Source organism: Mycobacterium heidelbergense (assembly GCF_050205645.1).
Classification (GTDB): Bacteria; Actinomycetota; Actinomycetes; order Mycobacteriales; family Mycobacteriaceae; genus Mycobacterium; species Mycobacterium heidelbergense_A.
Genome location: NZ_JBNMQT010000001.1, coordinates 235,191 through 238,407 on the forward strand (window position 1 = coordinate 235,191; position 3,217 = coordinate 238,407).

Genomic DNA, 3,217 nt, shown 5'->3' on the forward strand with positions numbered 1-3,217 from the left:
GCTACCACATGCACGGCACCAGGCGATAGCGGACCTTGTGTGTGTACTCGCGGTATCCGTCCAACTCTTCGGAAAGCAGCTTCTCCTCATCGCGGATGCGCCAGGCGAGCACGCCGAGGCCCGGCACGACGAACAGCAGCCCCCAATAGGAGCCGAGGGCGAGCGGGAATCCGACCATCATGATCACGTTGCCGGTGTACATGGGGTGCCGCACCAGCCCGTAGAGCCCGGTGGAGATCACCTTCTGATCGGCCTCCACCCGGATCGTTGCCGCCGCATGGCTGTTCTGGACGACCACCAGCATCATCACGCCCAGCCCGACGGCCACCAGAACATCACCGACCAGGCACAGCCCTGTCGGAACCCGCGACCAGCCGAAGCGATGGTCGAGGGCGCTCAAGGCGAGCATCGCCGCCAGCGACGACCACGAGGCCGCCATGACCACCTTCTGCGTCGTTCGCGTCTCCGCCGCCGGTCCGCCACGCAGTCGCCGTTGTAGCGCAACAGGATTCGTGCGCAGCAAGTAAAGGCTGGGGATCCACCCGGACAAGGCGAACACCACCAGGAAAACCCATGCCTGCCAATAGTCGAACGTGGACGCCGCCGTGAACAGGATCACCCCGAACACTACGGGCTCAACAAGCCCCAATGCCAACATTTTTGGAATGGTTGTCACGCATCCTCCTGACCGTCAGGGGCTTCCGCGGGCGCCAGTTTTCGCACGGTGTTCGTACAATAGGCGATCGGTCCGGGGTTCGATACAGGTGAAGAGATACCGCGACTTCGCGGGTTTTGACCTCGGCGGTGGCCGCGACGACGGTAATCTGATGACCGTGGAGGGGACTTCCGTTCCGGCTGTGCTGCGCGAACGCGCCAGCCTGCAGCCCGATGACACGGCGTTCACGTTTGTCGATTACGACCATGACTGGAACGGCGTGGAGGAAAGCCTGACCTGGTCGCAGCTGTATCGGCGAACACTGAACGTTGCACGGGCGCTCGAAGATTGCGCATCGCCGGGTGACCGCGCCGTCATATTGGCACCCCAGGGGCTCGACTACATCGTTGCGTTTCTCGGCGCATTGCAAGCGGGCCAGCTCGCGGTTCCGCTTTCGGTTCCGCTCGGTGGCGTCAGCGATGAGCGCGTCAGCTCGGTACTGCGCGACACGTCGCCGAGTGTCGTCCTCACCACGTCCCCTGTCGCGGGCAGGGTTGCCTACTATGCGACGCGGTCCGCCGAATCCGTTCCATCGCTCGTTGAGGTCGACCGGCTGGATCTTGACGCTCCGGCAGGATCGGGCGCCCGGCGCCAGAACTATCCGGATGTGGCGTATCTGCAATACACGTCAGGGTCGACCCGTGAGCCGGCCGGAGTCATGATCTCGCACAACAACTTGCTGGCCAATTTCGAACAGCTGATGTCCGACTTCTTTGTGGATTACGGACGGGTCCCGCCGGCAGACGGCTGTATTGTGTCGTGGCTGCCGTTGTATCACGACATGGGTTTGGTCCTGGGGGTATGCGCGCCGATTCTGGCGGGGGTCGGCACCGTGCTGACGAGCCCGGTGGCGTTCCTGCAACGACCGGCCCGCTGGATGCAATTGCTGGCCAACAACCACCATCCATTTTCGGCCGCGCCGAACTTCGCTTTCGAGTTGGCGACACGAAAAACCTCCGACGAGGACATGGCCGGATTGGACCTGGGGGAGGTGCTGGTCATCCTCAGTGGTAGCGAACGGGTGCACCCCGCCACGCTGCGGCGTTTCACCAGTCGGTTCGCGCGCTTTAACTTGCCCGACAACGCGATACGGCCGTCATACGGGCTCGCCGAAGCGACGGTGTATGCGGCAACCCGCACTCCTGCCCGGCCACCCGAAATCGTCCACTTCGAACCCGAGAAGCTGTCCGCTGGCCATGCGGAGCGTTGCGATAGCGGGACAGCTACACCGCTAGTCAGCTATGGGGTGCCGCGGTCACCGACGATTCGCATCGTCGATCCCGACACCTGCGTCGAGTGCCCGGAGGGTGTGGCGGGTGAAATTTGGATGCACGGTGCAAACATCGCTATGGGCTACTGGCAGAAGCCTGACGAGACTGAGCGCACGTTCGGCGGGCGGCTCGTCGCTCCGTCGGCGGGGACGCCCGAAGGGCCATGGCTGAGAACGGGAGACCGGGGATTCTTCTCCGACGGGGAGCTGTTCATCGTCGGCCGCATCAAGGATCTTTTGATCGTTTACGGGCGTAACCACTCACCCGACGACATCGAGGCGACCATCCAGGAGATCACGCGGGGCAGGTGCGCGGCGATAGCGGTTTCGCGCCATCACACGGAGGAGCTCGTGGCCATCATCGAGGTCAAGCACCGCGGCGACTCAGATGAGGAAGCCGCGGACCAGCTCGTCGCCGTCAAGCGTGAGGTCACCTCGGCCATATCCAATTCGCATGGGCTGGCCGTAGCGGATCTGGTTGTGGTGCCACCGGGTTCGATTCCCATCACCACAAGCGGCAAGGTCAGGCGAGCGGCGTGTGTCGAGCAGTATCGACACGGTCAGTTCACCCGTTTGGACGCTTAGGCAATCACCGGGACCGCGGTCCCGGACTTCGGGTCATTTGATCTGCTACTTCGTTCGGCGGTGGCCCCACTAGGAACCGGTGCGCTGACCGCGGCCGCAAACCGAAGGTCACGACATAGGTAAGAGATCGTCCAAATGTGTTGTTTTACATGTGCTTTACAGGACGATCGGTCCATCCGTTCGGATGCTCACGCAAGACCCGGGACCGCGTCCAGCCGCGAATTTGTTAGGCAGGCTTGGGGTTCCGGGCTTCAGGTCATTGATCTGCGACTTCGTCCGGTGCTAGCCGACTAAGCCTGGGCTCGCAGGGTCCGGCCGCAAACCGGAGTCCGCGTGGTGGGTAAGAGATCGTCGAAAAGTGTTGTTTTACATGTGTTTTACAGCGAGAAACTTTCTCGAAATCCCAACGGACGCGGTAGGCCTCCGTTATGGTTTGGGCCGGGCTTCACTCATTTCGACTAGACGGCCTAGGGGAAATTTGCCGGTGTTCCAGTCGGCTGGCGGATGGTCTCGGGTGAAGAGGATCGCGTCGCGTATCCGGACTACTTCGAAGAGAAAAGGACCGATAGACGGCCGAAAAGTCTGCGCGAGAGGCTGGCAGTGGGCAGGGCTTTTGATAACTAAACCATGCGGGGTGGGGGATTCGG

2 protein-coding genes are annotated in these 3,217 nt (G+C 62.3%); one reads left to right on the top strand and one right to left on the bottom strand.

Annotation, left to right across the window (positions count from 1 at the left end; genetic code table 11):
• Window position 1: 1 nt before the first annotated feature.
• A complete protein-coding gene (locus tag ACQI5H_RS00880) occupies window positions 2–658 on the bottom strand; it encodes a methyltransferase family protein (RefSeq protein WP_427077655.1) in 657 nt (218 codons plus the stop codon).
• A 175-nt stretch (window positions 659–833) separates the two neighbouring features.
• Between ACQI5H_RS00880 and ACQI5H_RS00885 the strand changes: the two genes are divergently transcribed.
• Complete coding sequence (locus ACQI5H_RS00885) at window positions 834–2,570, top strand: AMP-binding protein (protein WP_427077656.1); 1,737 nt, start codon at window positions 834–836, stop codon at window positions 2,568–2,570.
• The last annotated feature ends 647 nt before the right edge of the window (window positions 2,571–3,217 follow it).